The sequence below is a fragment of the Rhodococcus shunpengi genome (assembly GCF_048381395.1).
Lineage (GTDB): Bacteria > Actinomycetota > Actinomycetes > Mycobacteriales > Mycobacteriaceae > Rhodococcus.
Window position 1 is genome coordinate 157,485 of the sequence record NZ_JBLWIU010000015.1, and the last position, 23,736, is coordinate 181,220.

22 protein-coding genes are annotated in these 23,736 nt (G+C 62.6%); 15 read left to right on the top strand and 7 right to left on the bottom strand.

Annotation, left to right across the window (positions count from 1 at the left end):
- The first annotated feature begins 10 nt into the window (after positions 1–10).
- From ACNJ7K_RS11225 to ACNJ7K_RS11250, 6 genes are all read left to right on the top strand, one after another.
- Complete coding sequence (locus ACNJ7K_RS11225; RefSeq protein WP_088898948.1) at positions 11–1,192, top strand: GAF domain-containing sensor histidine kinase; 1,182 nt, start codon at positions 11–13, stop codon at positions 1,190–1,192.
- Positions 1,189–1,827 carry a response regulator gene (locus ACNJ7K_RS11230; RefSeq protein ID WP_088898949.1) on the top strand — a complete coding sequence of 213 codons (639 nt, stop codon included), beginning with the start codon at positions 1,189–1,191 and terminating at the stop codon, positions 1,825–1,827. Before ACNJ7K_RS11225 ends, ACNJ7K_RS11230 begins: the two co-directional genes overlap by 4 nt.
- 130 nt (positions 1,828–1,957) lie before the next feature.
- Positions 1,958–3,268 carry an MFS transporter gene (locus ACNJ7K_RS11235; RefSeq protein ID WP_230792364.1) on the top strand — a complete coding sequence of 437 codons (1,311 nt, stop codon included), beginning with the start codon at positions 1,958–1,960 and terminating at the stop codon, positions 3,266–3,268.
- Positions 3,269–3,449: 181 nt separating this feature from the next.
- Entirely contained in the window at positions 3,450–4,211 is a 762-nt protein-coding gene (locus ACNJ7K_RS11240; protein ID WP_450151158.1) for an SDR family oxidoreductase, read from the top strand.
- 14 nt (positions 4,212–4,225) lie between these two features.
- Positions 4,226–5,608, top strand: a complete 1,383-nt coding sequence (locus ACNJ7K_RS11245; protein ID WP_230792366.1) for a potassium channel family protein — start codon at positions 4,226–4,228, stop codon at positions 5,606–5,608.
- Between the two features lie 25 nt (positions 5,609–5,633).
- Positions 5,634–5,798, top strand: coding sequence for a hypothetical protein (locus ACNJ7K_RS11250; RefSeq protein WP_230792367.1), 165 nt, complete (start codon positions 5,634–5,636; stop codon positions 5,796–5,798).
- Here the strand turns inward: ACNJ7K_RS11250 and ACNJ7K_RS11255 are convergent.
- The 7 genes from ACNJ7K_RS11255 to ACNJ7K_RS11285 all read right to left on the bottom strand — a co-directional run bounded on the left by ACNJ7K_RS11255 (position 5,769) and on the right by ACNJ7K_RS11285 (position 14,533).
- Positions 5,769–6,032 (bottom strand): MoaD/ThiS family protein, encoded by a 264-nt coding sequence (locus ACNJ7K_RS11255; protein WP_487041701.1) that lies wholly within the window; start codon positions 6,030–6,032, stop codon positions 5,769–5,771. The two genes, ACNJ7K_RS11250 and ACNJ7K_RS11255, sit on opposite strands and share 30 nt — an antisense overlap.
- A complete protein-coding gene (gene fdhD, locus ACNJ7K_RS11260; protein ID WP_230792902.1) occupies positions 6,025–6,900 on the bottom strand; it encodes a formate dehydrogenase accessory sulfurtransferase FdhD in 876 nt (291 codons plus the stop codon). Before fdhD ends, ACNJ7K_RS11255 begins: the two co-directional genes overlap by 8 nt.
- A 156-nt stretch (positions 6,901–7,056) precedes the next feature.
- Positions 7,057–9,417: an FdhF/YdeP family oxidoreductase gene (locus ACNJ7K_RS11265; RefSeq protein WP_230792903.1), complete on the bottom strand. Its 2,361-nt coding sequence runs from the start codon at positions 9,415–9,417 to the stop codon at positions 7,057–7,059.
- 349 nt (positions 9,418–9,766) lie between these two features.
- Positions 9,767–9,964, bottom strand: coding sequence for a tautomerase family protein (locus tag ACNJ7K_RS11270; protein ID WP_006552221.1), 198 nt, complete (start codon positions 9,962–9,964; stop codon positions 9,767–9,769).
- A gap of 125 nt (positions 9,965–10,089) precedes the next feature.
- Complete coding sequence (locus tag ACNJ7K_RS11275) at positions 10,090–11,346, bottom strand: metal-dependent hydrolase family protein (RefSeq protein ID WP_039583665.1); 1,257 nt, start codon at positions 11,344–11,346, stop codon at positions 10,090–10,092.
- 69 nt (positions 11,347–11,415) lie between these two features.
- On the bottom strand, positions 11,416–12,891 hold the full coding sequence (locus ACNJ7K_RS11280) for an aldehyde dehydrogenase (RefSeq protein WP_487041702.1): 1,476 nt from the start codon (positions 12,889–12,891) through the stop codon (positions 11,416–11,418).
- A gap of 34 nt (positions 12,892–12,925) precedes the next feature.
- On the bottom strand, positions 12,926–14,533 hold the full coding sequence (locus tag ACNJ7K_RS11285) for a nicotinate phosphoribosyltransferase (protein ID WP_269073283.1): 1,608 nt from the start codon (positions 14,531–14,533) through the stop codon (positions 12,926–12,928).
- A 690-nt stretch (positions 14,534–15,223) separates the two neighbouring features.
- Here ACNJ7K_RS11285 and ACNJ7K_RS11290 point away from each other — a divergent pair.
- The 9 genes from ACNJ7K_RS11290 to ACNJ7K_RS11330 all read left to right on the top strand — a co-directional run bounded on the left by ACNJ7K_RS11290 (position 15,224) and on the right by ACNJ7K_RS11330 (position 23,671).
- Positions 15,224–16,315 carry an LLM class flavin-dependent oxidoreductase gene (locus tag ACNJ7K_RS11290; protein WP_039583668.1) on the top strand — a complete coding sequence of 364 codons (1,092 nt, stop codon included), beginning with the start codon at positions 15,224–15,226 and terminating at the stop codon, positions 16,313–16,315.
- A gap of 34 nt (positions 16,316–16,349) precedes the next feature.
- On the top strand, positions 16,350–16,991 hold the full coding sequence (locus tag ACNJ7K_RS11295; RefSeq protein WP_039583670.1) for an HAD family hydrolase: 642 nt from the start codon (positions 16,350–16,352) through the stop codon (positions 16,989–16,991).
- A 74-nt stretch (positions 16,992–17,065) separates the two neighbouring features.
- Positions 17,066–17,821: a glutamine amidotransferase gene (locus ACNJ7K_RS11300; RefSeq protein ID WP_039583672.1), complete on the top strand. Its 756-nt coding sequence runs from the start codon at positions 17,066–17,068 to the stop codon at positions 17,819–17,821.
- Between the two features lie 20 nt (positions 17,822–17,841).
- Positions 17,842–18,888, top strand: coding sequence for a LacI family DNA-binding transcriptional regulator (locus tag ACNJ7K_RS11305; RefSeq protein WP_084222256.1), 1,047 nt, complete (start codon positions 17,842–17,844; stop codon positions 18,886–18,888).
- On the top strand, positions 18,881–19,804 hold the full coding sequence (locus tag ACNJ7K_RS11310) for a PfkB family carbohydrate kinase (protein ID WP_039583674.1): 924 nt from the start codon (positions 18,881–18,883) through the stop codon (positions 19,802–19,804). The genes ACNJ7K_RS11305 and ACNJ7K_RS11310 overlap by 8 nt, the downstream gene beginning before the upstream one ends.
- 181 nt (positions 19,805–19,985) lie before the next feature.
- Complete coding sequence (locus tag ACNJ7K_RS11315) at positions 19,986–20,978, top strand: ribose-phosphate diphosphokinase (RefSeq protein ID WP_052227156.1); 993 nt, start codon at positions 19,986–19,988, stop codon at positions 20,976–20,978.
- A complete protein-coding gene (locus ACNJ7K_RS11320; RefSeq protein ID WP_253250136.1) occupies positions 20,968–21,540 on the top strand; it encodes a flavin reductase family protein in 573 nt (190 codons plus the stop codon). The genes ACNJ7K_RS11315 and ACNJ7K_RS11320 overlap by 11 nt, the downstream gene beginning before the upstream one ends.
- Positions 21,541–21,554: 14 nt before the next feature.
- Entirely contained in the window at positions 21,555–21,884 is a 330-nt protein-coding gene (locus ACNJ7K_RS11325) for an NIPSNAP family protein (protein ID WP_039583675.1), read from the top strand.
- A gap of 329 nt (positions 21,885–22,213) precedes the next feature.
- On the top strand, positions 22,214–23,671 hold the full coding sequence (locus tag ACNJ7K_RS11330) for an NAD-dependent succinate-semialdehyde dehydrogenase (protein WP_088899673.1): 1,458 nt from the start codon (positions 22,214–22,216) through the stop codon (positions 23,669–23,671).
- The last annotated feature ends 65 nt before the right edge of the window (positions 23,672–23,736 follow it).

Genomic DNA, 23,736 nt, shown 5'->3' on the forward strand with positions numbered 1-23,736 from the left:
AGGAAAGCCGGTGTCGGAAAATACACCTACTGCAGCTCACGAGTTCACCCACTCGGACCTCAAACCGTCGATCCTCGACAATCTCGCACTTTCGCGCGCCGAGCTGCTGGTTCTGACCGACGAAGCGTCGGCGATGACCACGGCCGGCCAGCGGATCCGGGAGATCGGCGACTTCGACATGTCGCTCATCGGGCGCGTCGAGGTCGATGGGGTGATGGTTCACCGCAGTTGGCAGGGCACGAAGAGCAACGCTCTGCACCGACTGGTGGTGCCGGAAGGGATCGGGCTCGGCGGCAAGAGCATCATGCTCCAACAACCCGTCTGGGTACGGGACTATCTGTCCGACCCCGGAATCACCCACGACTTCGACGCGCTCGTCGAACAGGAGTCACTGCGAGGAATGCTCGCCGTGCCCATGGCCTATGAAGGTCATGTTCTCGGCGCCATGTACGTCGGCACCCGCGAATATTCGTCCTTCGGTGATCGAGTCATCGCAGAGATCCAATCGATCGCCGAAACGGCCGCCGTCACTCTCCTCAGCGCCCAAAGGGCCGCCACCCAGACAGAACTCGCCCTCGAGGCCGAACGGAAACGGCTCGCCGAATCCCTACACGATTCCGTGAGCCCGGTCCTTTTCCGGATCGGCGCCGAACTGCAGAGCCTGCGCGCCCTCGCTGACGCGCAGGCGATCCACGATCGCCTGCAGGAGATCACCGAACAGGTACACGCCGTCAATGCTTCCATCCGCCGATCGCTGACCGACCTCACCGCGCGGCCTCCCGAACGAAATCTTCCGGTCGGCATCGAGGAGGACTGCCAGGCATTCACGCTCCGGACCGGTATCCCGGCTCGTTTCGTGCCCCTGACCGAATCTCCCGACCTCGATGCCAGCCGCGTCGAGGCCCTCCAACGCCTTGTTCGCGAGGCGCTGGTCAACGTGGAAAAGCACGCCGATGCGTCCACCGTGGTGGTCAGCTTGTCGGTGCGGTCGGGCAGGGTGACGGTCGTCATCAGCGACGACGGCCGGGGCGTCGACGGCACCGACGATCCGATGCGAGGAAGCCAGCTGGGGCTCGGATTGGCTGCAGGGCGCCTCGAGCGGCTCGGGGGTGGCATGTCGGTCGTCAGTGACGACGAAAGTGGCACCACCGTTCGCGGCTGGGTAGACGCTCTGGAGGGATCGAGCACATGACCGCGCCACCGAAGACCATCCGCATCCTCGTCGTCGACGATCATCCGATCGTGCGTGGCGGCGTGGAACTGCTCGCCCGTGAGGACACCGACCTCGAAGTCGTGGGAGGGGCACTGACCGGCGCGGCCGCGGTCGAATTGGCCCGCACCCTGCCCGTCGACGTCATCCTTCTCGATCTTCGGCTCCCCGATATCCCTGCACCGGAGCTCATTCCGCGTCTTCGGCGAGCCGCGCCGCACGCGCGGATACTGCTGTTCACCGCGTTCGCCGATCACGGTGCCATCGATCTGCTGATGGAAGCAGGCGCCGACGGCTGCCTCGTCAAGGACATCAGCGGACAGGACTTCGCCACGGCCATTCATCGCGTGTCCAGCGGAATTCGGGTGGTCGACCCGAGGTTGACGGGGCCACGAAAAGTCGTGACCTCCGAGGCGCTGTACCGGGCCGGCCTGACTCGGCGCGAGTACGAAGTGCTGCGTTTTGCGGCCATGGGTCACAGCAATCCCGAAATCGCTCAGGAACTGTCTCTCACCCGCAACACCGTGAAGACCTATCTGCAGAGTGCCATGCAGAAACTGAACGCGCGCAATCGTGTCGAAGCCATTGCACGCGCGCATGAACTTCGCTTGCTCTGAATCGAATTCGCTTTCTCCGGAGCGCACTCCACCTCTCCACATGGAGATGTTGTGTGTTCTGGGTCACCCATATATTCGAGCCGCAGAAATTATCTCGCGCTCGCGGCAACGGAGGCCCCACATGCCAAAAATGTCCCAAACATCGAAAGTAGGATTTGCCAGCGGTGTCGGCACAACGGTCGAATGGTACGACTTCTTCATCTACGGCACCGCAGCCGGACTCGTCTTCAACAAGATCTTCTTCCCCGAGTTCGACTCTCTGATCGGCACTCTGCTCGCCTTCGCCACGTTCTCCGCCGCCTTCGTGGCGCGCCCGCTCGGCGGAGTGGTGTTCGGTCACTTCGGTGACCGGATCGGACGCAAGTCCATGCTCGTGATCACCTTGACCATCATGGGCTTGACCACTCTCGGAGTCGGGCTACTCCCGAGCTACGAGACCATCGGCGTCGCCGCACCGATCATCCTCGTCACCTTGCGTTTCGTGCAGGGTCTCGCACTCGGTGGTGAGATCGGCGGGGCGATCCTCATGGCCGTCGAACACGCTCCCGCCGACAAACGCGGCTACTACGGCAGCTGGGTGCAGATGGGCGTGCCGGCAGGATTGATGCTCGGTAACACGGTCTTCCTGTTGATGGCCGGACTGTCGCCCGAAGCGTTCGAATCCTGGGGATGGCGCATTCCCTTCCTGATCGGCGGCGCATTCGTCGCGATCGGCCTGTTCGTCCGACTGCATGTCGGCGAAAGCCCGAACTTCGACCGCGTCAAGAAGAACGCACAGCTGGAGAAGCTGCCCATCGGGGTGGTCCTTCGCCACTACCCCAAGCAGGTCCTCCTGACCTGCGGCGCCTACTTCGCCATCGGCGTCACCTTCTACGGCACTACGGTATTCGGCCTCAGCTACGGCGTCACGCAGGTCGGCTACACCCGAAACCAGATGCTGACACTCGTCCTCGTCGCCATGGCGGTCACGTTCGTCGCACTACCGTTGTTCGGCAAGCTGTCGGACGCCTACGGTCGAAAGCCGGTCTTCCTCGCCGGGGTTCTCGCCATGCTGCTGTTCACCTTCCCCTGGTTCTGGCTGGTCAACTCCGGATCCTTCGTGCTGGCGATGATCGGGTTCGTGGTGTTCTGCCTCGCCTTCGCCACCTCCTACGGTCCCCTCGCAGCCTTCTTCGCCGAAGCCTTCGACACCCGCATCCGCTACACCGGAATCTCCTTCGGCTACACGATCGGTACCCTCGCCTCGAGCGCTCCCGCACCGATCGTCGCCACCTACCTGCTCGATCGCACCGGCTCGTACGTCGCCGTGGCGCTGTTCATGGTCGCAATGTGCGCCGTCTCCGTCGTCTGCGTGATCGCCATGCGCGAGACCTACCGGCAGGACCTGTCCGACAACGACGAAACCTCCGGACAGGAACAGCTGTCACCGACCTCTCACTGAGCACGCTCACGCACCGGTCCCCGGTCCCCGGTCGCCGACGCCCCGCCCCCTTCGGCAAGCCGCCGATTCGTCCGCGCAGGATCCCACGGCCGTGGACCTCGACAGACATCCATCCCACCCCGATTCCCGGGGGCGCGGAACTCCTCCCCCCGCGCCCCCGGCACCCTCGAAACGAGTCCAGATGAGCATCGCCGAACCGTCGCTGCACCCGTTGGCTCTACCCACCACCTCACTGCGTGTCCTGGTCACCGGCGTCGAACAGAACGAAGGTGCCCACGTGGCCCGAACGTTGGCAGCAGCCGGACACCACGTGTTCACGCACAGCTTCACCCTCGATGCTGCCGAGCACCTCGCCGGCCGAGTCGCCGATGACGACGGGATCGCTCATCCGGTCGCGGCCGATCTGACCCTCGAATCCGACGTCGACAACATGTTCACCCACCTCGAGCGACGACATGGCGGCATCGACGCGCTCGTGCACACCGCATGGCTACCCGGCCCGGAAACCGCATGCCACTCGCTGAGCAAGATCCGCCCCGCCGACTGGGGCCGGTTCACCTACGACCACATGGCGTTGTTGTTCCACACGACCAGACGTGCTGCAGTATCCCTCCACCGCACCGGCGGCATCGGATCGATCGTCACCGTCACCGGCCTGGACACGCTCCGCAGAATCACCGACACCGATCGAGGACCGGCGCGAGACTCCATGGACGGCGCAATCGAATCCTTCGCTCTCGCCGCCGGACGTGAACTCGGCAGTAACCTCTTGCGGATCAACAATATTCGTCTGGTACCCACCCCGACTCCGGAGACAAGTGTCACCGCTGCTGCCCCGATACGCCTCGAAGCGGTGCTGCCGGAGCTGATCGACCCAACATCCGATATCGGCTCCGGCGGCATCTTCACTGCCTACACCTCGTTCCCTGCACCGGTGCGGTGACCGGCGTCGGCCCGATGTCCCCCTTCGTTGTCATCGGCGCGTCGAATGTTGCCCGGCTCGTGTGCGCGTCGCTCACCCAACGCCACTTCGATGTTCTCCACCTCGATGCACCCGACGACCCGGAACTTCTGCAGATCACCCAGCACGACCCGGCCGGGGTCGCCGTCGTCACCCACGACGACGCGGTCGCCGTCCGTTATGCCCTCGCCATCGCCCACATCAGTCCCCACACACCGATGGTCGTGACCGTCTTCGATCGCACCATCGCCAACCAACTCACCCGATTGATTCCCCACTGTCAGGTCACCTCCCCCGCAGACCTCGCGACACCGTCCCTGGCCGGCCCGTGCATCGCTGCCACGATCGACGCCGCGCACACCGCGCCCGATGGCACCACACGCGTCCTCCGGCAATCGGCCCACGGTGACCAACCGACCTGGCAGGCGCTACCCCACAGCCGCACCAGCAGAATTCGCCGCCGATTCGTCCACTCCGTAGGCACACTGCGATCCCACGACGCCGGCACCCGCATGCTGCTCACCGGCCTTATCGGACTGCTCGCCATCCTCCTGATCGATTGGATATGGCTCACTGTCGGCAAAGGCCACCACTGGGTCGAGTCCCTCAAAGAAGCAGTCCAGGTCGTCGCCACCGTCGGTCCCGCACCGGCCTCACACGGCGACCACACCTATGACGTGTTCGCGGCTCTGGCGATGTTGGCGGCGATCGTGTTCACCGCCATGTTCACCGCCGGGATAATCGAACGTCTGCTCGGAACCAGCCTGATCAGCTTGATCGGTCAACGGGTTCTCCCCCGCCGCAACCACGTCATCGTCGTCGGATTGGGACAGGTCGGTCTCCGGTTGTGCCTCGAACTCCGCAAACTCGGCATCCCCGTCGTCGCCATCGAACGCGACGATCGAGCCCGCAATCTGCGCCTGGCCCGAGCGCTGAACATTCCCACCATCGTCGGGCACGGTACCGACAGAACCCTCCTCGAACGCGCCCGCCTCGACCGGGCCCGATGCCTTGCCGCCGTGGGCTCCGACGACCGTGACAACATCGCCGTGTCCGTGGCAGCCCACGGAGTGCACCCCGACGCCAGACTCGTCCTCAGAGCCGGCGAACACGAAGCCCTCACCGACACCGGATCCCTCCTCCCACTCGGGATCACCAGAAACGTCGCAACCTTGAGCGCAACCTTCGTCGTCGCCCGACTGCTCGGTCTCGACGCCCACCGTGTCGTGATCGCGGACAACGCAATCCACCTCGAACTCGATGGCGCCTTCGAGCGGTTCACCCTCACCGCACCGCACCATTGCCCGCACCTGACCACACAAACATGCCCACCTCTCGCTCACCGCGTGTATCCGGAAAAGACCCCATCGAAGCGATGAATATTCATCCGAGGAGTCCTCTCCGATGGCGACGCTGCAGGCCGGCGCGGGCACTGCCCTATCAGCCTTCGCCGAACTCGACGAGTTCGATGTGCTCACCTACGTGTCGGACTGCTCGTCCGTCGTCGTTGTAGCAATCACACGTATCGACATCGAGGTCTCACTTCAGCCGCCCGGCGAACGGTGGTAGCACGTCGACTACAGGACTCGCGGCACGGGCGGGGTCACGGGTGAGCTCATCCCCGACCAAGAACATCGCCACCGACAGCACACGAGCCATATCGGGGCCGTGTCGGTCGATCAGCACCGTCTTCAACGTCCCGAGGTCGGTGGTAGGCGGCAATGCCACCGTTTCCTTTTCCGTCCCTGCGGTCTCTGCCGCTGCAGCGAAGTAGCGCACCTCGATACCCACTGTCCTATCCATTAGAAGCTCCGGTGGAAGTGCTCACAGAGTCGAGACCTGCGTTCCCCGTACCAACCCGTTCGGCGCGGGTATAGACGTTCATGGTGTCCCCGCGCAGGAACCCGACAAGAGTCAAACCGGCGTCATGAGCAAGGTCGATGGCCAGCGACGACGGCGCGGAAACGGCCGCCAGAATAGGAATGCCGGCCATGACCGCTTTCTGGGTCAGCTCGAAGGAGGCACGTCCGCTCACCAGCAGCACGGTATGGCGCAGCGGTAATCGTCGGTGCTCGACCGCCCAGCCGATGATTTTGTCGACGGCATTGTGGCGTCCGACATCCTCGCGCAGTGCGAGGAGTTCCCCTGCAGCGGTGAACAATCCGGCAGCATGCAATCCGCCGGTGCGGTCGAAGGTCTCCTGCGCCTGCCGCAGCGCGGAGGGCATCACCGACAGCACTTCCGGATCGACCACGACCGGGTCGTGAGCCGGTGAGTGGCGGGAGCGTTGGCGGATCGCATCGAGGGAGGCCTTGCCGCACACCCCGCATGAGGAGGTGGTGTAGAAGTTGCGTTCGATGCCGGTCTCGGGCAGAGCCACTCCGGGTGCGAGATCGATATCGAGGACGTTGTAGGTGTTGCGCCCGTCGTCGCCCGTGCTGTTGCAGTAACGGATTGCAGCAATATCGTCGCGGCCGGTGACGATCCCTTCAGTGAGCAAGAACCCCTGGGCAAGTTCGATGTCGGAACCGGGAGTGCGCATCGTCACCGCCAGCGCAGTGCCATCGACGCGCAGTTCGAGGGGTTCTTCGACAACGACCGTGTCCGGACGCACCACCCGCTGCGTTCCCTGCAGTCGGGTGATGTGGGCACGGGTGGTCACTCGCCCCATGATTCGCACCCATCGTCGAAACTGTCGCACCGGCCGGCGAGCACACGCTGTTCCGACCGGGGTGCAGATAACGCCGAGGACATGCCCACACAACGCAGCAGCAGCTGGACGACAGCAATGAACACATGAGCGAATAGAACAGGCATCGAGATTCTCCTACGCAGACTTCGGATCGAGCTCGATACCCGGCCCGTCCGGCCGCTTCCCGGGCGCCCGACGAGGCACAAGGCGGACGGTGACCGCCTTCGAAGCAGGAGTGTTGGACTTGAGTGCCACATGGTCGAGAGGCACGAGCGGGTTCGTTTCGGGATAGTAGGCCGCAACATTGCCCATCGGGGTCGAATAGGGCACGAGCCTGAAGTCCTCGGCCCGGCGCTCCTCGACGGTGCCGTCGGGACGGGTCCACTCCGACACCAGATCCACCCGGTCGCCGGGAGCGTATCCGGACGCTTCGATGTCGTCGGGATGGATGAACAGGACCCGCCGGCCCGCCCTGATGCCGCGATAACGGTCGTCGAGGCCGTAGACGGTGGTGTTGTACTGATCGTGGCTGCGCAACGTCTGCAGGATCAGCCGACCCTCGGGGACAGGAAGCCAGTGCAGGTCGTTGACGAAGAAGGTCGCCTTGCCGGTGTCGGTGGTGAAGCGGCGTTCGTCCCGCGGCGGGTGGGGCAGGACGAACCCGTCCGGCCGCCGTACCCGGGTGTTGAAGTCCTCGAATCCGGGGATCACCCGCGAAATCGCATCGCGAATGCAGTCGTAGTCGTCGGCGAACCGCGCCCACGGCACCCGATGGCCGGAACCGAACAGGCGCTGGGCGAGCTCGCACACGATGGCGACCTCACTACGCAGATGCGAACTGGCGGGCGTGAGCCCTCCACGCGACAGGTGCACCACCGACATCGAATCCTCCACCGACACCAACTGTTTGCGTCCGCCGCGGATGTCCTTGTCGGTCCGCCCCAGGGTGGGCAGGATGATCCCGGTCGCTCCGTGCGCGAGATGACTGCGATTGAGTTTGGTGGAGACCTGCACCGTCAGCGCGCAACTGCGCAGCGCGGCGGCGGTCACCTCGGTGTCGGGGGTGGCAGACAGAAAGTTACCGCCCATGGCCATGAACACCGACGCCCTGCCGTCGCGCATGGCGCGGATCGCGTCGACCGCGTCGTAACCGTGCTGGCGGGGACAGCGAATACCGAACTCGGTATCGAGGGCCTGCAGGAACGACTCGGGGGCTTTCTCCCATATGCCCATGGTGCGATCACCTTGAACGTTGGAGTGTCCCCGCACCGGGCACACCCCCGCCCCACGCGTGCCGATCATCCCGCGCATCAGCAGCAGCGCTACCGCGTCTTCGATGGTGGCCACGGCGTGGGGATGCTGGGTCAAACCCATCGCCCAGCAGATGATCGTCGCTCTCGAGGCGACCAACGCTGCTGCAGTGTCCTCGAGCTGAGATCGGCTCAGACCCGTCGCAGTCGACACGGTGTCCAGATCCACGGCGCGGATATGGGTGGCCCACTGCTCGAAACCGGCACAATGCCGGTCGAGGAAGTCGCGGTCGAGGACCGTGCCGGGAGCACGGTCCTCGGCGGCGAGCAGCAGTTTCGCCAGACCCTGAAACAGAGCCTGGTCACCACCGAGGCGGATCTGCAAGAACTCGTCGGCGATCGCCACTCCCTCGCCGAGCACGCCACGCGCCTTCTGAGGATCTTTGAAACGCAACAACCCGGCTTCGGGCAACGGGTTGATCGCGATGACTTTCGCGCCGCGGGCCTTGGCTTTCTCGAGTACCGACAGCATGCGGGGATGGTTGGTCCCGGGGTTCTGGCCGGCGATGAGGATCAGGTCGGCGTGTTCGAGGTCGGTCACCGACACCGAACCCTTGCCGATGCCGATGGTCTCCGACAAGGCCGTACCGGAAGACTCGTGGCACATGTTCGAGCAGTCCGGCATGTTGTTGGTGCCGAACGCCCGAATCATCAACTGGTACAAGAACGCGGCCTCGTTGGAGGTCCGCCCCGAGGTGTAGAAGATCGCCTCATTCGGGTCCGGCAGCGCCCGCAGATGCTCGGCGATCACCGCGTAGGCATCGTCCCAGTCGATCGGCTCGTAGTGGAGGCTGCCAGGCCGGATGATCATCGGGTGCGTCAGCCGGCCCTGGCGACCGAGCCAGTAGTCGGTGCGTGCGAGCAGTTCCGGTACAGAATGGCGGGCGAAGAAACCGGGGTCGACGGTGCGAGTGGTGGCTTCCTCGGCGACAGCCTTGGCGCCGTTCTCGCAGAATTCGGCACGTTTCCGGCGACCTGGTGTTTCCGGCCACGCGCAGCCCGGGCAATCGAAGCCATGCTGTTGGTTCAGCTTCGTCAAGGTGCGGGCGGTGCGCACCGGACCCATCTGCTCGAATCCGTGCCGCAGCGAGACCAACACCGCCGGTACCCCGGCGGCATAGGATTTGCGCTCGCTGACTTCGATGTCGTTCTCGTCGTAAACGAGCGGATCGCTGATATCGGTCATACGCTGTGTCGTACCCATCGATCGGTCGGCGAGCACACCCCACCGAGAGAAAGTCGGTTTCGACGCCGAGAAGACGAGACCCCCTGTCGCGGCAGCTGATAACCGTGCCCTCTCGGAGGCTCCGTTGGTTGTTTCCTGACTGCATCCGAACCTATCGAGCGTGGCGGCGTCTCCACGATTCGGAGGTAATGTACAGAATCCGGATTACTGATCATCCAGTGACACATGCTGGCGGCGCGTAGCCGAAAGCTGCGCGCCGCCAGCATGTATCGGAGCGGCAGAGGTGGTTCGCCGAACCACGGTGGTACCGATGAGTTGCCGAATGCGCACCTTTGCCGGCGAGGTCTGCTCAGCTGCTCTTTTCCATGGTCCGGCCTCCATGTCCCCACCGCTCACGCGGTACACCATGCAGCACGACCGTTGTTTCCGATCCGATCTCTTCTCCCAGGATCGAGGACACCGCTTCGGTCAGCGCTGCCACCATCTCGCCGGAGAACTTCGTCTCGGAGAACCTTTCTTCGAAGAAGCTTGCTTCGATGTACGGCATTTCCTTCTCGCTTTCTCGTCAATTCAATTCGTGCAACTACTATCGGCCGAGGCCGGAGTCGTTGATGTTCGGCCCCGGTTTTCAGATTTCCGGTACCGATATCTGCTTCCCGACGGAGACGACTCTCAGAGCGAGAGCAACGCGGCCGATTCCTCCAGATAGCTGGTGACGTCACGGCCCGATCGGACGACCGCTTTGATTCCCTGTCGCAGGCGAGTTATGTCCGAAAGGATGGTCCCATCGACCACCAGCGCATCTCCGATCGAGCCGGGTCGCAGCGAGCCGATGTCCGGGCGGTCGAGAAGTTCCGAAGCCACGACGGTGGCTGACGCCAACGCTTCATTCACCGACATCCCGTGTTCGACATACAGTTCGAGTTCTCGGTAATGGGCACCGAACGGGCACAGGGACCCGGATGAGTCCGTTCCCATCGCGATCTTGACTCCAGCCGAACGGGCGATATCGAACGATTCCAGAGCCCGATCGTGCGCCTCGCGCAGGCTTTCGACTCCGGCTTCGGTCAGGCCTCGGGCCGTCCCTTCGCGTTGGCACCAGTCGTTGAACGCGAGGGTCGGGACCAAGAATATTCCCTTTTGCGCCATTTCCGAAGCGCATTCTTCGTCGAGGAACGAGCCGTGCTCGATGCTGTCCACGCCGGCTTCGATACTGCGTCGAATCCCTTCCAACGACAGGGCATGCGCGGCGACGCGCAGATCCATGTCGTGCGCCTCTTCGACGATCGCCGTGAGTTCCTCGACACTGTAATTGGGCCAGTGCGGTTTCTCTCCTTTCGACATACCACCGCTGGCCATGACCTTGATGAAGTCCGCACCGCTTCGGGCCTGCAACCGGACCATTTGCCGGCAGGCATCGACACCGTCTGCGGTATCCCATTCGCGGCGTGGCGTGTAAGGAGGGTAGAACAGGTCACCGTGGCCGTTCGTCATGGTTATCCACCACGGCGCGACCAGAAGGTTCGGAGCGACGATCAGGTCGTCGGCGACCATGTCACGCAGTTCGACTTCGCCCACTCCCCGATGCCCCATGCATCGGAGCGTGGTGAACCCTGATCGTAGGGCACGGAGCGAGTTGCGATAGCCATGAAGCAGCTTTTCCGGACCGCTTTTTTGACCCCGGAACACATCGCTGGGAAGGATCCGCTCGTGATCCGAGTTCGTTGTCAGGTGCACATGACAATCCACCAGACCCGGCAGAACGACACATCCCGATGCATCGAGCCGCGCGACGCCGGGCCGGACCACCTCTGCCTTGTATTCGCCCGCATAGCTGACCCTGCCGTCTTCGATGTAGAGCAGTCCCTCCGAATAGGATTCGTCCGGGCCTACCCACACCAAGCCGTGTTCTATGGCAATCTCAGTCACATGATCCTCTTACGGTCGGCTTCGGTCGTCTGACCCGGCCGTGGTCTCTGCACCGCTCCGGGCACGGGTCTACTCGGGAGGTGCGTCCAGGACAACAGTCTTGTTCTCCAGGTACGCCTGCAGTCCTGCTACCCCGCCTTCGCGTCCGATACCGGATCTCTTGAATCCTCCGAACCCGATACCGAAGTCCACACGATTGCCGTTCTGCCCCACGGTGCCGGAGTGAAGCCTACGGGCAATGTCGAAAACCTTCTTCGAGTCATGGGTGAACACTGCAGCATTCAGACCGAACTCCGTTGCGTTCGCAATCCGAACGGCGTCCGTGAGATCCCGGGCCGGGGTCACGGCCAGCACCGGACCGAATATCTCTTCCTGAGCGATCCGCGACGTCTCCGACACATTTCCGAAGACGGTGGGCTCGACGAACCAGCCGCGATCGAGGTGGGACGGGCGTCCGCCGCCGTAAGCCAGTGTCGCCCCTTCCCTGATCCCGATCTGGATATAGTTCTCGACACGGTCCCGCTGCCGATCGCTGGCCAAAGGTCCCAGCGTGACCTGAGGATCGTACGGGTCGCCGATTACCACCCGGTCGAATTCGTCTGCCAACGCCTTGACCATCTCATCGTGACGTTCCTCCGAAACGATGATCCTGGTGAGCGATGCGCAGATCTGACCCGAGAGGAAGCACTCCGCAGAAGCGATGGTGTGTGCCGCCTCGGCAATGTCGAAGTCGTCCAGGACAATGGCAGGAGACTTGCCGCCGAGCTCCAGCGAAGACCGTGCAATTCGACCACCGAGGATGCTCCCGATTCGTTTGCCGACTTCCGTTGATCCGGTGAACGAGATCTTGTCGACCCGAGGGTCGGAGACCAACCGCTCGGAGGCAACACGATCAGCGGTCACCACGTTCAGGACACCCGCCGGAATGCCGAGCTGATCAGCAATTTCCGCCATGATGTATCCAGCCCCCGGAGCTTCCGGGGACGACTTGATGACGACGGTGCATCCCGCCAGCAGTGCCGGCGCCACCTTGAACGCGATCAGTCCCATCGGCGCGTTCCATGGAATGATCGCTCCCACGACGCCTACAGGCTCTTTCACGATCATGCCGAAGCGTGCGCCGTTGGTGGGTGTGACTTCTTCCTGGAACGGGAAGCTCTTCGCCAGACCTGCGTAGTACCGGTACGCGTCGATTACCTCGCGCATGACACCGGGGACCGACGATGCCAGAATCCCGGTCTCTCGCGGCCAGATCTCCACGATGTCATCGATCCGCGCTTCGACGGCATCAGCGATATCGAGCAGCACCTGAGCCCGCTCGGCGTGCGACAACCGCGGCCAGGGTCCCTCGTCGAATGCCTGCCGGGCCGCTGTAATCGCGCGATCGATATCGTCGACATCGGCGTCCGGCACCGAGTAGTAGACCAATTCGCTTGTCGAGTCGACTACATCGATCAGAGCAGACGAGTGCGGGGGAACCCACTTCCCGTCGATGTACAAGCAATCTGTATTGGCAAGTGGCACACTCGGCAACTTTGTCATCATGGATCCCTAGTTATCTGTTCAACAGTTGTTGTGGTCAGGCAGGCACCGCGGCGCTGTCCTGCGCACGCATCTGTTCGATGACGGGGTAGTAGTACTCCTCGGGGACCTCCGCCTCGCTCCGCTCGATCAGCTCGGAGAAATCCCACTTCTTCAGGAGCTTGCCGTTGCGGTACACCGGCTGAAGGAGGTTCTCCTCGGGAGAAACCGAGTCGCGTCGCACCGTGCGGTACTCACCATCCCGCTTGACGAGGGCGAGACGGCCGGCCTTGGACACCTTGAAGCTCGCCCCGGTCGGCTGCTTGGCCACATCGCGCCATTCACCGTTTACTCGCACAGCGTTGCACTTCTGCCCGAAGTTCAACGTGTCTCGGTTGAAGTGCTGGAGCAGACCGCCGCCCATACCGAAAATCGCGTTCTCTGCCGCCATGCCCCGGCGTTCGAGTTCCATGTAGATCTCCGACAGGGTATCGAGCGTGATGCCGTCGCCCTGGACGACCCGCAGATACCGGGGCAGAACCTTGAATCCCTTGGAGTTGACCTCATAGCCGAAGGCATCCATGAGCCACTCAGCGGTATCCGCGGTCACCTGCACAGGGTCGCCCGAGTCCGGACGAGCACAGACCACGCCCGGGAAGTTCTCGATCTCGGCCTTCAGTTCTTTGCCGAGGATGTTCTTCACAGCGTTCTCATGGTCGTACGAGTCGGTCAGCAACAGCACCACACCGGCATCGCGGTAGGTGTTCATCATGTTGCGAAGAGCGTCGACTTCCTGATCCCGACCCCATGCCGTGAAACCTGCATGCTCGCTGTTCGGGCCCGAGTTCGCCGGACACACCGCGTTGTAGTATTTCATCGCAGCCAGGATGCCCGGCACCGTGTCACTCTGGTTGAAGTTGACCAGGTGTGCCAGACCACCCAATGCAGCAGATTCCTGGGAGCTCACGCCGCGAGCGCCGTAATCGTGCAGCTGGAAGCGCAGCAGATCCGGATTGTCCGAGGTGCGAGCGAACGCTTCCTTGATGATCTGCTTGCACATCCAACTGACCGTTCCGATCGTGGTCGGGTACCACACCGCTCGCAGCAACGCGGTCTCGAAGAAGCTGGTCACCCAGTGGTACTTCGGATCGGTGTTGATAACCTGCACAAGGACATTGCGGGTGGGCAGCACAGTCCCCTCGGGGACTGCCTCGATCTCTACAGGAAGGAATCCGCCGTGGTCGTTGAGGATGCCCATCCAGTTCTCCCTGCAGAAGGGCATCCCCTGCGCCCTGGTCACCGCTTCGGCCTCATCGATGTCGGCGAGGGTGATCGGCCGGAGCAAGCGCTCCTGGATGTAGGCCTGCAGTCCGACGAACATCGTCGCCGGGAAGATGCCACCACGCGATTCGACGTAGCTGGAGACGTACTCGGTTCCCTGAGGATAGAGAGTGTGGTGGCAATGCTTGTAGGTATCGGTGTTGAGGATCAGATTGTCGAATCCCGAGATAGTGGGCATGGACGTTTCCCTTCGTTCGTGTGATGCGAAGACAGTTGTTGAAACGTTTCTACTGCTGCACGAAAACTGGGCCAGAAAGCCTGGGGACATACCGCGAGTCGCAGCATTTGAATTCGTGCGGCCGTGTCGGCGGTTGCTAGAGATCATGGTCGAGCCCACACCTCAGGTCAAGCGTTGACGCGTAAAATCTTCCGGCAATATTCGCGCAACACAGTCGATACCTCCGGCAGCACCCAGGTCTGTCTACAGACCGCCACAACCGGGATGCAGCCCGTCACCGAACGATCGATAGTGCTCTGCGCCCTCGGAGCTGTGTTGCGAACAGAAAGTGTGTTGTAGGAACACTTCCCGGAGCAGGGATGACAGAACCGTCTGCACAATCACGCAGCAACCGACACCCGCCGGCACGTCTCCCCTGTGCACCACCACCCGACCGCGGCCGACCACGCCTCTACCGACTGCCGGACGAATCCTGCCGAGCACCCGGGTTGAATCGCTTCTACATCTGCGTCGCTCATTGCCTTCGTGATTCGCGGATCTTGGAGGTTGATCCAAACACCGGAACACCCGGCCTTACGTCTCTCACCAGCGTGAACAACGTTTATCGAGTTTCTCGAAAGAAAACGAGTTCGGCACTATGCACAGGGCGCCGGACCGTTGTATGCTCCGGATGTACGCGATAGAACCGTTTCTACATCGCCCCACAGTCCGAGTTCGGCAGGGACCCACGCACCGGGTCTGGCCCGGAACTGCACGAGCAGCGTCCGCTCTGCAGCCGGAACTCGGCACGCCTCCAGCAATACAGGAACTGCCCAACCTCGTAGAAAGACAGCTTCCATGAAGATCTGGGTCACCACTCCATTCTTCTACCGCGACATGAGCCGTCCGTGGTCCGAACTCCTCAACGACATGCTCAGCATCGTCGATGCCGCAGAGGACCTCGGCTTCGAGGGCGTCACAGTCAACGAAAATCACTTTCAGAACTACGTCAGCAATCCTTCATCGCTGATGTTCAGCGCTTTGGCCGCAGCGCGCACCGAGCGCTTGCGAATCATGCCCGGCATCGTGGTCCTTCCGTACTACAACCCGTTGCTCATCGCGTCGGAGATGAGTTTCCTCGACCAGATGGCACCGGGGCGCATCGGCATCGGCGTGGCGCGGGGTGGCAGTCGCTACCCGCTCGACCGACTCGGCATCAACCCCAAAGAAGCACGCGACATCTACGAAGAATCCCTCGAGATCATCAAGCGGGTGTGGGTCGAGGACGATGTGTCGTTCGACGGCAAGTACTTTTCGTTCCCGCCGACGACTCTTGTGCCCAAGCCGGCATCCAAGCCGCACCCGGAGGTATGGGCGGCCTCGCAGAGCATCGACGGCGTACGCCGCGTGGCACGACAGGGAAACAACCTGATCACTGCTCCGAACTACGGCAACTTCGAGCCCTACGGCGATCTCGAAGCGTTGCTCGCCGCGTACAACGACGAGATCGAGACGAGCGGGATGCCTCGAAAGCAGGTGATGGCCCTTCGCCACACCTGGCTCGGCAACACCGAAGAAGAGGCGACCGAGTACTTCGACGACGTGCTCAGTGAGTACAACTACTATCTCACCCTGGTGCATGCCTCCAGCTCCGGCCAACAGTCCCAAGAGGAGCGTCTGGCAGCACGCGCCGAGGGAAAGAAGGACGACTCGGTGGTCCAGGGCGGAGCGATGAGGCCCGCCCAGGAGTCGTTCTCCAAGGAAGGGCTCCTCGAAAAGTACGCCGATCCCATCCTCACCACCCCCGACAAGATGATCGAACGATTCAAGTCCTACGAGGCATTGGGCGTCGATCACATGGCGTGCCTGATCGCCGTGGGACAGCCGATCGAGGCGATCATCAAGAACATGCAGTTCATGGCCAAGGAAGTGCTCCCGGAGTTCTCCTGAGACCCGGCCCGACGACTTCCACAGAAAGCAACACATGCCCACCCGACTGCACGTATTCGATATGGACGGCACGCTGCTCAACGGAGCAGCCGCCCTGGAACTGTCGACATTCTTCGGCCGCCGCGACGTTGGACTCGAAATCGAACAGCTCTGGCACGCTGGACAAATCACCGACTTCGACTTCTGGTCAACCCTGCTCGAGGTCTGTGCGCACGCGACGGAGGACGACCTCGACGCCGCGTTCGAACAAGCGGCCTGGCTCGATGGCATCACCGATACCTTCGACGATATCCGCAGGCGCGGTGAGATTGCCATCGTGATCTCGCAATCGCCGGCGTTCTTCGTTCAGAGACTTAGAAACTGGGGCGCTCACGAGGCCTACGGATCCGATGTGGTGATCGGACAGACGCTCTCCGAAGAGGCAACACTGTCACCGCAAGCCAAGGTCCACATCACGCGAGATGCACTGGAGCGCTACCACATCGAACCAGCCGACTGCGTCGCCTACGGTGACTCGTCCTCCGATGTGGATCTGTTCGGATGGCTACCGAACACCGTCGCTGTCAACGCCAGCCCGTTGGTGTCCGAGCTTGCCGCAGTCCAGTACCAAGGTAACGACCTTCGCCAGGCGTACGCATTGGGACGGAAGTTACTCAGCGCGAGCACCCCGTCCTGAACACGCGCCGGGCCACCGACGAACACTTCGCTACCGACACCCACCTCCCATTCCCAGGCACCACAGGAGACCTTATGGAACCGCTCAAGATCCTCTTCACCGGCGAATCCTGGATCAAGCACGTTATTCACATGAAAGGCTTCGATCAGTTCCACACCACTGAGTACGAGGAAGGCGCAAGCGTATTCCTCGAAAATCTCACCCGCGAAGGGCACGACGTCAACTACGTGCGCGGCCACGAGATTTCTTCACGTTTCCCCAAGACGGCACAGGAAATCGACGAGTACGACGTAGTTGTCATCTCCGATATCGGATCGAATTCCTTCCAGCTCCCCGACGAGACGTTCCTACGTTCGGAAGCATCGCCCAACCGTCTGGGAGTAGTCGCTGAATACGTCCGCCGGGGCGGCGGATTGGTCAAGGTCGGTGGCTATATGTCGTTCACCGGAATCGACGGCAAGGCCCGCTTCGGCATGACCCCCCTCGCCGACGTGTTGCCTGTGACCATGCTCCCCTACGATGACCGCATCGAGGTCCCGGAGGGCTGCAAGGTCGAGGTATGCCGACCGGAACATCCCGTCCTGGGTGACACCTCCAGCGACTGGCCTCCCCTGCTCGGCTACAACCGAGTGGTGGCCCGCGACGACGCCGAGGTCGTCGCCCGCACCGGAGACGACCCCATCCTGGTCACAGGACATCATGGCGACGGCCGAGTGGTCGCGTTCACCTCGGATCTCGCTCCCCACTGGGCCCCGCCGGAGTTCGTCGAGTGGTCGAACTACGCGCTGCTGTGGTCTTCGATACTGTCGTGGGCTAGTGGACGATCCTAATTCCGCAGAGAGGGATTGCTGTGGCGTCATCTGAGCACAGACGCACGCGCAAGCGCACGACCATCAAGGACGTCGCGGAACACGCTGGAGTCTCCATGAGCACGGTGAGCTACGTACTCAACGACTCCGGCCCGGTTGCGCCCGACCGCCGTACCCGTGTGCTCGACGCCGTGCGAGTTCTGGAATACTCGCCGAACGAGTCTGCGCGTAATCTCAAACGCCGCAGCGCTTCCCGTATTGGCATGGTCGTACCCGACCTGACCAATCAGTTCTTCGCCATGATCACCGAAGGGGTCCATCAAGCCGCATCGGCACGTGATGTCCTGGTGGTCCTGGTGGTCCCGGGCAGCTCGGAACAATCCGAGGAAGCCCAGACCAGATTGCTGCGCAGCCAACGCGTGGACGGAGTCATCTACCTGACCAGCACCGGGTCCATGCCCGAAGCTTGCTACGAACTGGCTCGCTCTGGTCCGGTGGTGCTCGTCGACGAGCAGATCCCGGGCATCGACCTGCCCGCCGTGGTCTGCGACTCCCGCAGGGGAGCTCGCCAGGTCGCGCAACACGTCCTCGACAAGGGCCACCGGGACGTTGCGGTCATCGGCGGTCCGGAGGGTCTGTGGACGGCTCAACAACGACTGGCCGGCTACCGCGAGGCACTTGCCGGGGCAGGCATCGACCCGGACACGGTCCCGGTGTACTACGGCGACTACCAGCAATCGTCCGGCCGGGACCTGGCCCAACGCGCGTTGGCGGCGCAGACTCGGCCCACTGCCCTGATCTGCGCCAACGACCTCATGGCTGTGGGCGCGATGGAGTATTGCCGCGCACAAGGGCTCCGTATGCCCGAGGACGTCAGCATCGTGGGCTTCGACGACCTTCCTCTGTCGTCGCTTCTCACGCCGCGGCTCACCACCGTGCGCCAGCCGGCGCGAGACATGGGCTACCGCGCAGCGACAGTCCTTTTCGATTTGATTGAGAACCGCACACCGGAACCCATGGATCCGTTACCGACGACACTCCAGGATCGGTCATCGGTGTGCACTATCAGCGGGAGCGTCAATGAGTAACGGGGTTCTAGTGGTCGGCGCCCTCAACGTCGATCTGGTCGTGGCCGTCGATCGGTTACCCGGTCCGGGTGAGACCGTCGTCGGTCCACACCTGGACAAGTTCGGCGGCGGCAAGGGCGCGAACGCGGCTATCGCAGCCGCCCGCATGAACGTGCCGGTGCGCTATTGCGGAGCGATCGGCGATGATGAACTCGGACGCGAGGCATTGGTCGAGCTCCGCGCCTCCGGTGTCGACGTCACCGACGTCGCCGTCCTCGACGACACCGCCACCGGCACTGCCCTGATCGTGGTCGACGCGGTGGGGGAAAACCAGATCGCCGTTGCCGCCGGGGCCAACGCTGCCCTTACGCCGGCACTCGTTCGCCGGGCCGTCGAGCGTGCATCGGGGTGGGCCGGATGTGTACTCGTCAGCACCGAAATCCTCCCGGCAGCGGTCGAAGCTGCCGTGTCGACAGCCTCCGACATGGGACTGCGCTGTGTGCTGAATCCGGCCCCTGTGCGCAACGAGTTCATCGCCAGCGCCCACGCAGCGTCGGTTCTGACACCCAATAGTTCAGAGCTTCGTGACCTGTGCGCTGCACTGTCCATCCCGTTCACCGACGTCGGTGACGCCTCGGCGAACGTCGCTCGGGCCACGGGAGCGTGCCTCGTCGTGACCAGAGGGGACAAGGGGGCGATCGTGGCCTATCCCGACGGAACCATCGAACCCGTCCCGGCCCTGCAGGTATCGGACGTGCGTGACACAACCGGTGCGGGCGACACGTTCAACGGTGTGCTCGCAGCGTCGCTTTCCTCCGGGATGCCGCTCGGAGCCGCAAGTGCGCTTGCAGTAACGGCAGCGTCACTGTCGGTCAGACATGTCGGTGCCCGCACAGGGATGCCGATCGCCGACGAGGTCAACGCCGCACACGTATAACCGATCACCGTGTGATCATGCTGGGCGCCGTATCCGCCCACCCTCCATAGAAACGTTTCTATCGCCGATACGGGAATCTCCACCTTCGAACCCACCGCTACATCCCCACGATGCTCTCGTCCTTTCGCGCCACACTCCCCGCACATGCCCGATTCCCCGGCATCTACCTGGAAGGCCACCAATGACGACCTCCATTCCGTTCGGATCCCAGAAACAATTGATGTTGTTCTCGGGCCGCGCCAATCCGGCGCTCGCCTCGTCGATCGCCTCCAACCTGCAGGTCGATCTGGGTCGGGTCGCTCTGAAGACATTCTCCAACGGAGAGGTGTACTGCAGATTCGACGAATCCATTCGAGGCGCAGACGTCTTCCTGATCCAACCGATGTGCGCAAACCCCATCGAAGGCCTCAGCGCCAACGACGCACTGGTCGAACTGCTCGTGATGATCGATGCAGCCATCGGCGCCAGTGCACGCCGAGTAGTCGCGGTCACCCCCTGGTTCGGCTACTCCCGTCAGGACAAGAAATCCTCACCCCGCGAACCCATCTCGGCTCGTATGGTGGCACGAATCCTCGAGGCAGCCGGTGTCGACCGGGTACTCACGATGGACCTACACGCGGGACAGCTTCAGGGCTTCTTCAGCGTTCCGGTCGACCACATGACCGCGCTGATGGCACTCGCGGACCACTTCGCCGCGCTGGACGACGACCTGGTGGTCGTCGCGCCGGACGCCGGTCGCGTAAAGCTCAATAAGCAATTCGCCACTCGCATCGGTGCCGGCCTGGCCATCCTGGACAAGGAACGTCCTCAGCAGCAGGTCGCGGAGATCACCACCGTCATTGGAGATGTACGAGGTAAAACCGCGATCATCGTCGACGACATGATCGACACCGCGGGAACCCTACGCGCAGCAGGCGAGGCGGTCGTCCGCGCCGGATGCTCGCGAGTCTTCGCCGCCGCTACCCACGCAGTGTTCAGCGGCTCTGCGCACGAGAACCTCGCCAACTCTCCGTTCGAGCGCATCGTCGTGACAGACACCATCCCCCTCGGGCCCGGAGCCCCGTCGACCGTCGACGTCGTATCGTGCGCACCGATGCTCGCCGACTCGATCCGGTGCATCTTCACCGACGACTCCGTCAGCGAGGTATTCGGGGGGAAGAACCATGTGTTCTGACAAAGCCCTACACGCCGAAGGCCAGATCATGACGGCCATAAACCTCAGAGGTGTCCACGACGACATCGGTACGGTCGACACAGCGGCGTTGCGCGCAACGTTCGGCCGCTTCCCGAGCGGGGTCACCGCGCTGTGCGCGACCGACGTGACCGGTGAGCCGATCGGTATGGCCGTCAGTGCGTTCGTCAACGTGTCATTGGAGCCTCCGTTGGTGGGCGTGTTCGTTCAGACGTCCTCGACCACCTGGCCCAAGCTACGAGAACGACCACGGATCGGACTGTCGGTCCTGGGAGCAGGACAGCAGACACCGTGCCGGCAACTCGCCGCCCGCCAGGTCGACCGGTTCGCCAACGTGAGCTGGGAGAGCGGGCCCGACGGATCAGTCTTCCTGCACGGTGCAGCAGCCTGGTTCGACTGCGAAATCGAATCGGAAACCACGACGGGCGATCATCGATTCGTGCTTCTCCGCATCATCGGACACGACTTCGAAGCCGAGCAGGACCCACTCGTATTTTACGCCAGCAAGTTTCACGAATTGCCCAACGGCATTCCGGATAACTGACAGAAAGGACAGCTGTGATCTACGAGATCAGGGAGTACGTCGCGGTACCGGGCAAACTGTCGGCGATAATCGACCTCTTCACCAACCACACGGCCCGCATGTTCAAGCGATACGACATGGAGCTGATCAGCGCCGGCCACACACTGATCGGAGAACACTCCTTCGGCGAATTGGTGTACACCGTTCGATTCGCAAACCTGGCCGAGCTCGAAAACAAGTGGTCCCAGATGCTCGCGGATCCTGAATGGCAGCAAGCGTTCGCTGCTGCCGAATCAGACGGACCACTGATTCGGACAATGCGCCGTCGGGTCATCGACGGATCATCGATCGAAGAAGCGCCATGATAGTCCAGATCAATGGGTGTCACGACATTCAACTCATCCCTACCGAGGACGATGACGTCCGGGTAGTAACACACGAGATCTTGCTCCCCTATCTACCGGGCATCGTGAAACTGACCGGATTGGGACGCGTCAACGGCCGCTCCGTGGAGCTCGACGAGAACTGGTCCGGATGGCCTTCTCATTGCTGTTCCTTGCCCAAAACCGCGACCATCGTCACTCGTTCCCTCTGAGCGGAAGTCGATGATCCGGCTCTTCGCAGAGCTTCACTTTTCACGAGTCAGGCTCGCACCCGCTATTGCCACGGTTGGCACCATCCGAAAGGAACCTCGATGACCGGCTTCAGCTCCCTACTGGCTGCCGTCCCGACCGGCCTCTGGATCGACGGCACTACTCGCGAGTCCTGTTCCGGTAGATGTTTCGACATTGTGAATCCTGCGACGGGCACCGTCTTGACGACCGTAGCCAACGGCAGCGTCGCCGACGCAAGACACGCGCTCGCATCGGCTGCCGAGGTTCAGCCGGCATGGGCTGCGACCGCCCCTCGCGAACGGTCGGAGATCCTTCGCAGAGCCTGGGAACTCGTCATGGAGCGGTCCGAAGAGTTCGCCCGGCTGATCACACTCGAAATGGGCAAACCGTTGGCGGAGAGTCGCGGCGAGGTGGTGTACGGAGCAGAGTTCCTCCGGTGGTTCGCAGAGGAAGCTGTTCGAATCGGCGGTCGTACCGCGACCGCACCGTCTGGAAACGGCCACATCGCGGTGATCAAGGAACCTGCGGGTCCAGCCCTGGCCATCACGCCCTGGAACTTTCCGCTCGCGATGGGGACACGCAAGATCGGCCCGGCGCTCGCGGCTGGATGCACCATCATCGTCAAACCGGCCGAGGACACTCCCCTCACCATGTTGCTGCTCGCACACGTCTTTGCTGAAGCCGGTCTTCCTCGTGGTGTTCTGTCTGTACTACCGACTCTCGATGCCCCAGACGTCGTCGGCACTCTGATGAAGGACCGTCGACTGCGAAAGGTCTCCTTCACCGGATCCACCGCCGTCGGGAAGAAGATCATCGAACAATCCGCAGATCAGATACTGAAGAGCTCCATGGAACTTGGCGGCAATGCCCCGTTCATCGTCTTCGATGACGCCGACATCGACGCCGCAGTCGACGGTGCGATGGCCGCCAAGATGCGTAACGGTGGTGAAGCCTGTACTGCCGCCAATCGACTGCTCGTACACAATTCGATCCGGGAAGAGTTCACTCGTGCTCTGTGCGATCGGATCGCCGCGACAACAGTGGGTCCCGGTTACGAAGACGACGTCACGCTTGGTCCGTTGATCAATGCCAAGCAACGCAACGCGGTTGCAGCACTGGTCGATGAAGCCGTTGCTGCCGGAGCACGCGTGCGCACGGGCGGGACACCCATCGACGGTCCCGGCTACTTCTACCAACCGACCGTCATCGACAATGTACCTGCCGGTGCACGCATCCTCAGTGAAGAGATCTTCGGTCCGGTTGCGGTCATCACAGGCTTCGACACCGAGGCCGAAGTAGTCGCGAGCGCAAACGACACCGACTACGGATTGGCTGCCTACTTCTACACGCAGAACCTCGATCGAGCGTCCCGAGTCGCTCGCGCCCTCGAATTCGGGATGGTCGGCGTGAACCGGGGCATTATTTCCGATCCAGCGGCTCCCTTCGGCGGCATCAAGCAGTCCGGGTTGGGCAGCGAGGGCGGCAGCGAAGGAATCGAAGAGTACCTCAACACCAAGTACATCGCTCTGACCCCCTGACAGTTGTTCATGGCAACTGTCCTGCAGAAATCGGAGATTCCAGGACTCGTCCGCACAGCATCGAT

What these genes read in the sequence shown, in the direction of transcription:
- ACNJ7K_RS11230 (WP_088898949.1), top strand. Translation starts at nt 1,189, where the DNA reads ATGACCGCGCCACCGAAGACCATCCGCATCCTCGTCGTCGACGATCAT.
- ACNJ7K_RS11235 (WP_230792364.1), top strand. Translation starts at nt 1,958, where the DNA reads ATGTCCCAAACATCGAAAGTAGGATTTGCCAGCGGTGTCGGCACAACG.
- ACNJ7K_RS11240 (WP_450151158.1), top strand. Translation starts at nt 3,450, where the DNA reads ATGAGCATCGCCGAACCGTCGCTGCACCCGTTGGCTCTACCCACCACC.
- ACNJ7K_RS11245 (WP_230792366.1), top strand. Translation starts at nt 4,226, where the DNA reads ATGTCCCCCTTCGTTGTCATCGGCGCGTCGAATGTTGCCCGGCTCGTG.
- ACNJ7K_RS11250 (WP_230792367.1), top strand. Translation starts at nt 5,634, where the DNA reads ATGGCGACGCTGCAGGCCGGCGCGGGCACTGCCCTATCAGCCTTCGCC.
- ACNJ7K_RS11255 (WP_487041701.1), bottom strand. Translation starts at nt 6,032, where the DNA reads ATGGATAGGACAGTGGGTATCGAGGTGCGCTACTTCGCTGCAGCGGCA.
- fdhD (WP_230792902.1), bottom strand. Translation starts at nt 6,900, where the DNA reads ATGGGGCGAGTGACCACCCGTGCCCACATCACCCGACTGCAGGGAACG.
- ACNJ7K_RS11265 (WP_230792903.1), bottom strand. Translation starts at nt 9,417, where the DNA reads ATGACCGATATCAGCGATCCGCTCGTTTACGACGAGAACGACATCGAA.
- ACNJ7K_RS11270 (WP_006552221.1), bottom strand. Translation starts at nt 9,964, where the DNA reads ATGCCGTACATCGAAGCAAGCTTCTTCGAAGAAAGGTTCTCCGAGACG.
- ACNJ7K_RS11280 (WP_487041702.1), bottom strand. Translation starts at nt 12,891, where the DNA reads ATGATGACAAAGTTGCCGAGTGTGCCACTTGCCAATACAGATTGCTTG.
- ACNJ7K_RS11285 (WP_269073283.1), bottom strand. Translation starts at nt 14,533, where the DNA reads ATGATCTCTAGCAACCGCCGACACGGCCGCACGAATTCAAATGCTGCG.
- ACNJ7K_RS11290 (WP_039583668.1), top strand. Translation starts at nt 15,224, where the DNA reads ATGAAGATCTGGGTCACCACTCCATTCTTCTACCGCGACATGAGCCGT.
- ACNJ7K_RS11295 (WP_039583670.1), top strand. Translation starts at nt 16,350, where the DNA reads ATGCCCACCCGACTGCACGTATTCGATATGGACGGCACGCTGCTCAAC.
- ACNJ7K_RS11300 (WP_039583672.1), top strand. Translation starts at nt 17,066, where the DNA reads ATGGAACCGCTCAAGATCCTCTTCACCGGCGAATCCTGGATCAAGCAC.
- ACNJ7K_RS11310 (WP_039583674.1), top strand. Translation starts at nt 18,881, where the DNA reads ATGAGTAACGGGGTTCTAGTGGTCGGCGCCCTCAACGTCGATCTGGTC.
- ACNJ7K_RS11315 (WP_052227156.1), top strand. Translation starts at nt 19,986, where the DNA reads ATGACGACCTCCATTCCGTTCGGATCCCAGAAACAATTGATGTTGTTC.
- ACNJ7K_RS11320 (WP_253250136.1), top strand. Translation starts at nt 20,968, where the DNA reads ATGTGTTCTGACAAAGCCCTACACGCCGAAGGCCAGATCATGACGGCC.
- ACNJ7K_RS11330 (WP_088899673.1), top strand. Translation starts at nt 22,214, where the DNA reads ATGACCGGCTTCAGCTCCCTACTGGCTGCCGTCCCGACCGGCCTCTGG.